The sequence below is a fragment of the Edaphobacter aggregans DSM 19364 genome, assembly GCF_000745965.1.
GTDB classification, from domain to species: Bacteria; Acidobacteriota; Terriglobia; order Terriglobales; family Acidobacteriaceae; genus Edaphobacter; species Edaphobacter aggregans.
Genome location: NZ_JQKI01000246.1, coordinates 1 through 4,799, shown reverse-complemented (window position 1 = coordinate 4,799; position 4,799 = coordinate 1). Strand labels below are relative to the sequence as shown.

Genomic DNA, 4,799 nt, shown 5'->3' with positions numbered 1-4,799 from the left:
TGCTTAGCGCATTGGGCGATGGCGAAATACAAGCGTCTGAAACGACATCGGCGAAGAGCAGAGCAATGGGTTTGCAAGACTGCTTCGAGAGACCCGCGGCTATTTGCTCATTGGTCTTTGGTGCATCAGGCGTCGACTGGACGATAAGAGCCGGATGAGCGGAGACGTTCAAGTCCGGATTCTGTGAGCGCCTGGGGGTGCAATTCCCCCGGGCGACTCGACTGGTGATCTTGGTCGACGCTGAACGGCGGAGTGACTGGCTGGTGAAGGCGATAGACAGACGGCTGCGCGAGGAGTTCGCGAAGCTCCGCGCTGAGATCAACGAGGACAAGAGTCGGATGGTAGATCTGAAGAAGGGAGAGAGCTTCACCTTCCTGGGCTTTGAATATCGGCGTGTACTGAGCCTTCAGCGGAAGTGGCGACCCCACTATGCGCCCAAGCTGAAGAAGCGGACAGCGCTGTTTGAAAGGCTCAGGGAGATCTTCCGGCAGCACGTCAGCTGGCCCGTCGAGACCGTGATTGCGAAAATCAATCCGATTCTGCGCGGTTGGGTGAACTACTTTCGGGTCGGTCATTCGAGTATTTGTTTTGGAGTGGTCAAACGCTGGGTAGAGGAGAAGGTACGGCGGCATTTGATGCGTGCCCGGGGCCGCAAAGGCTTCGGCTGGATGCGGTGGAGTAGCAAATGGCTATATGACCGGCTGGGTTTGTTTAACAACTACCAGCTCCGTCGATGGTCAGATGCGAAAGTCGCCCCAGCACGATAGGTCACATAACTCTTGGCACTAAGCAAACAGGTGCGCCCAGTGCGGGAAATCCGCACGCTGGGTGCGATGTGGCGGGGGCTGGAAACGGATTCACGGTTTGGCTATTGAGGCACTCCCAGAGGAAACGGGGAGCAACGGCTAGGCCGGACCTTCGGAACACCGCGCCAGTCCTCGACCCGACCGGTTTGTGGCAAGGTTTCTCGGGTCCGTCACATGGTCCCTAGCGGATCACGGGAATCCCTCTCCAAGCGTAAGGTGCGGTTTGCCGACCATGCGGAAAGGATCTTCGATATTGGGTGCGACCTCAGCCGACAAGGAATTGCCTGCACGTCGAAATTCGTGTGAATTGCGCTAAAGATCAATATCTGTTCGCGCCTATTCTGGGTGCCACTGCCTTCCATTTGCGCACGAGCTGCCCAACGTCGTCCGAAAAACTGTTGGAAATTGAGCAATGCGGCCGGCCACGCCCTGAGCCGGACGCGCCGAGGCCTCGTTTGATACAGGCGGCCTTGTGGAAGCAGGCTCTCCTGTGCCCTCGAATAGCCCTTTAGTATGAGAGCTCAACGGTCTGGCGAATGTATACTGCACTGAGTTCTCCCCAATCTCCCCTGGAGGGTCGAAAAATAATGCCCACTGATTCAAGGCAGTTTGTTAGAGCGCTGATGACTACTGCCCTTGTTACGATCTTTGCCATTCCACAAGGCCTCGTCGCACAGTCTTCCGAACACGTGGTGAGTCCCACTGAGCTACAAAAGGCGGTGGCGGATGCCTCGCAGAAAAGACAGCAGAACCTGGACACGTTGAATCAATTCTTCTCCTCTGAGAAGGCGCAGCAGGCGTTGGAGTCAGCTCATCAAAAGCCGGAGCAGGTTAAGAAGGCCGTTGCCAGCCTAAGTGATGACGAACTCGCGCAATTTGCGTCCCGTGCGAACAAGGCGCAGGCTGACTTCGCTGCTGGAAGGGTGGACGACCACGATTTGTTGATTATCCTGGTATGTATCGCTGCTCTCGTCCTTATCATCGTCGCAGTGCACTAAACTTACGAATGCCACGCATCATCCTCAGAGCCGCTGTTCTGATGCTGTTGCTGCGTGGTGTTCTGCTCGCCGCTGATTTCGGTGGCATATGGCTTGACATTCCGTTTGTGAAGCAGGAGAAGAACGGCTGCGGTGCCGCCACCATAGCCATGGTCATGCAGTACTGGCAGCAGCAACAGGGCCAGCCGGTGAGTACCTTTGCAGACTCCGGCCAAATCCTGCACACACTGCGCGGGGACACGACCCACGAAATTTATGCCTCTGACATGGAGCGGTACTTTCAGCAAAATGGATACCGCACGTTCGAATTTTCAGGGGAATGGACGTTCCTGAAGCAACAGCTTGGCAAAGGGCGTCCATTGATCGCTGCGCTGAAGCCGAGTTCAAGTCACGAACTCCATTATGTAGTGGTCGCAGGATTGGACGAGGAACACAAACTCGTCCTGCTGAACGATCCTGCACAGCGCAAACTCCTGAAAGAGGACAAATCCAGATTCGAACAGGAATGGAAAGCAACCGGAAACTGGACTCTGCTCGCCGTTCCGGAGATGAGCTCGCACTGATACAGTCACAAATCTTCGACGTCAGATGAAAGCCTTCCGGAAGATGCTGAATTGGAAGATATTGATTGTTCTCCTCTGCGGTTGTCTGAGCCTCACCGCCCAGACTGGTCCAGTTGAACTCCCTTCAGCACAAGAGGTTCAGAAACTCCTAGCCGGGCAACGCTGGGAAGAAATTGCTCGTCTGCTGGAGCCAATGCAGTCGCGCTCAGCCGACATGGATTTTTATTACGGGACTGCACTGACGCGACTAGAGCGTTGGTCGGAGGCGGAGACGGCGTTTCAGACGGGATTTCAGCTAGCTCCAGTCGATCCAAGGTTCCCAATCGAACTCGCGGGAGTAGCCTTCAGGCAAAAGCACTATTCTCAAGCCGCCCATCTCCTGCGGGAGGCGATCAAGCTCGCGCCGAATGACACCTATGCAAATGACTTTCTGGGAACGATCTATTTCCTTCAGGAGAATCGCGAAGCATCGCTGAAGTACTGGAACCGCGTGGGGAAGCCCAAGATTGCGGAATTGCGGGAGGACCCGTCGCCTCGTGTTTATCCCGCACTGCTTGACCGGGCGTTTGCGATGTCGCCCGCCAGCACACTTCTTTTGTCGGAGTTTCTGGACACGGACGCGCGTATCCGCGGTTTGGGCATATTCCCGCGGTACCAATTCGATCTCCGGGCACGCGACGATGGAAAGTTCGATCTTGTGTTCCGCAGCCGGGAACGGAACGGGTTCGGAGACAGCAAATGGGAAGACCTGTTCCTGTTTCTTCGGGGACTTCCGTTTCAGGGCGTCCAACCCGAGTTTTACAACCTGCATCATGAAGCGATCAATTTCGTGTCCCTATTCCGTTGGGACCCACAGAAGCGACGCATATTTGCGCAGCTCTCCGGCCCCTTCGAACACAGTGCCAAGTACCGCTACGAGGTTGTTACAGATCTCCGGAACGAGAACTGGGCACTGAGGAATTCGTTTACGGGGCCTGCTCCAACGCTTGGAAGACTTAACATGCGTCGCGAGGCACTGGCTCTTGACCTTGCCTCGCATGCCAGTGGACGATTGCGCTGGTCGGCCGGTGCGGAGGCTTCCCATCGTGACTTCCGTAGCGTTGTGCCTGGAACGGTTCTCACGCCGGATACGCTGGCCGAGGGCTTCCAACTCAAGCAACAAGCGCAGGTGACGGGCACACTGTGGCGCGTGCCTGAGCGTCGATTCACCTTGGACGCAGAAGCCTCGTCTCAAGCGGCACGATTGTGGTCGCACCACCAGGAAACCTTCGAGAAATTGGTGGGCTCTCTGGGTTGGCAGTGGTTTCCCCAAGCAGAGGGAGATGACTACGAAATGCAGCAAAGAGTTCGAGCCGGCAAAACCTTCGGGCCAGTACCCTTCGACGAGCTCTTTATGCTGGGACTTGAGCGGGATAACGATCTGTCGATGCGCGCACACATTGGCACGCGCGACGGACGCAAGGGCAGCGCTCCCTTGGGGCGCGACTACTTTCTTGCCTCCTGGGAGACGGACAAAAACGTGTATGGAAATGGATTGGTGACGCTGAAACTTGGACCATTTCTTGACATAGGTAAGATCACCGACTCTTCTACGGCGCTCGGTTCGCATAAGTGGCTCTGGGACGCTGGAACGCAAGCAAAGCTGAGCATATTTGGAAGGATTGTTGCGTTGTCCTACGGAAAAGATCTTCGTTCTGGAAACAACGCCTTTTATGTAAAGCTGCTCCAGTAGGGTACCCTCGCCTGGTTTTGCGTTTGGCAAGGACATTCCTAATCGAGAACCCAGTCGTGGTTCTTTTGCCGCGGTCTGGCAGTTCGCCCAATCGCCGAACTGAGCTGATTACGCGGGCCGCTGTCCTGCGGATTACAACGACGAGAATCGTTACCGACCCGGTATCGATTCCGGACAACACCTGTATGTCGATCCCGATGTCGCAACTTCTCCCGACCCCTTCTTAGGGCTGAAGTCGCAATTGAGCGGTAATTGTCGAGAAACCGGCATCGCATTAACTGACTCTGAGCGACTTGACAACTGTATCGAAGTGGTGGACAGTACGCTCTCCGACCCGCTTTCTCCTGGATGACGGACATCCATGTAAGTTTTTGTCAACAGAAAAGCACAGGATTTTCTGGGCGCGCTCAGGAGAGCGCGCTATCGGTTTGATCAGAATCTGCCGTTACGCAACAGTGCCTCTCGGCTGGTGGTTCCTGCTCTCTGCAGAACCGGACATCCATTTGCTGTCTGAGACTCCAAAGAGTCCGCACAGAAGATTGAGTTTATGTTCTCTGCCAGTCCCGAAACAAACCGAAGGGAGCCTCGGGAGTTGCCTCCGTCGCTCAGCCCGTCACCTGCGGGACCTGGCAGCCTGCGCACCGGATGATCCTGATATTTTTCCTTCCTGGGGAGGTTTTCACGCAGCGGCAGTGCTGCT

5 protein-coding genes are annotated in these 4,799 nt (G+C 55.7%); 4 read left to right on the top strand and 1 reads right to left on the bottom strand.

Features of this window, described 5'->3' with window-relative positions:
* The first annotated feature begins 224 nt into the window (after nucleotides 1-224).
* The 4 genes from Q363_RS30575 (at nucleotide 225) to Q363_RS30560 (ending at nucleotide 4,099) form a co-directional block, all read left to right on the top strand.
* Nucleotides 225-767 (top strand): group II intron maturase-specific domain-containing protein, encoded by a 543-nt coding sequence (locus tag Q363_RS30575; protein ID WP_211256443.1) that lies wholly within the window; start codon nucleotides 225-227, stop codon nucleotides 765-767.
* A 626-nt stretch (nucleotides 768-1,393) separates the two neighbouring features.
* A complete protein-coding gene (locus Q363_RS30570) occupies nucleotides 1,394-1,804 on the top strand; it encodes a PA2779 family protein (protein ID WP_035358301.1) in 411 nt (136 codons plus the stop codon).
* Nucleotides 1,762-2,367, top strand: a complete 606-nt coding sequence (locus Q363_RS30565) for a C39 family peptidase (RefSeq protein ID WP_084080941.1) — start codon at nucleotides 1,762-1,764, stop codon at nucleotides 2,365-2,367. The genes Q363_RS30570 and Q363_RS30565 overlap by 43 nt, the downstream gene beginning before the upstream one ends.
* 193 nt (nucleotides 2,368-2,560) lie before the next feature.
* The gene (locus tag Q363_RS30560; RefSeq protein WP_035358295.1) at nucleotides 2,561-4,099 is read left to right on the top strand and encodes a tetratricopeptide repeat protein; all 1,539 of its coding nucleotides are present in this window, start codon (nucleotides 2,561-2,563) and stop codon (nucleotides 4,097-4,099) included.
* Between the two features lie 432 nt (nucleotides 4,100-4,531).
* On the opposite strand, the gene Q363_RS43425 is transcribed toward Q363_RS30560, so the two are convergent.
* Nucleotides 4,532-4,799: hypothetical protein (locus Q363_RS43425; protein WP_211256442.1), on the bottom strand; the 268-nt coding region annotated here is incomplete at its 5' end.

Excerpts from the sequence above, each read along its gene's own strand:
- Q363_RS30570 (WP_035358301.1), top strand. The coding sequence starts at position 1,394 with ATGCCCACTGATTCAAGGCAGTTTGTTAGAGCGCTGATGACTACTGCC.
- Q363_RS30565 (WP_084080941.1), top strand. The coding sequence starts at position 1,762 with ATGTATCGCTGCTCTCGTCCTTATCATCGTCGCAGTGCACTAAACTTA.
- Q363_RS30560 (WP_035358295.1), top strand. The coding sequence starts at position 2,561 with ATGCAGTCGCGCTCAGCCGACATGGATTTTTATTACGGGACTGCACTG.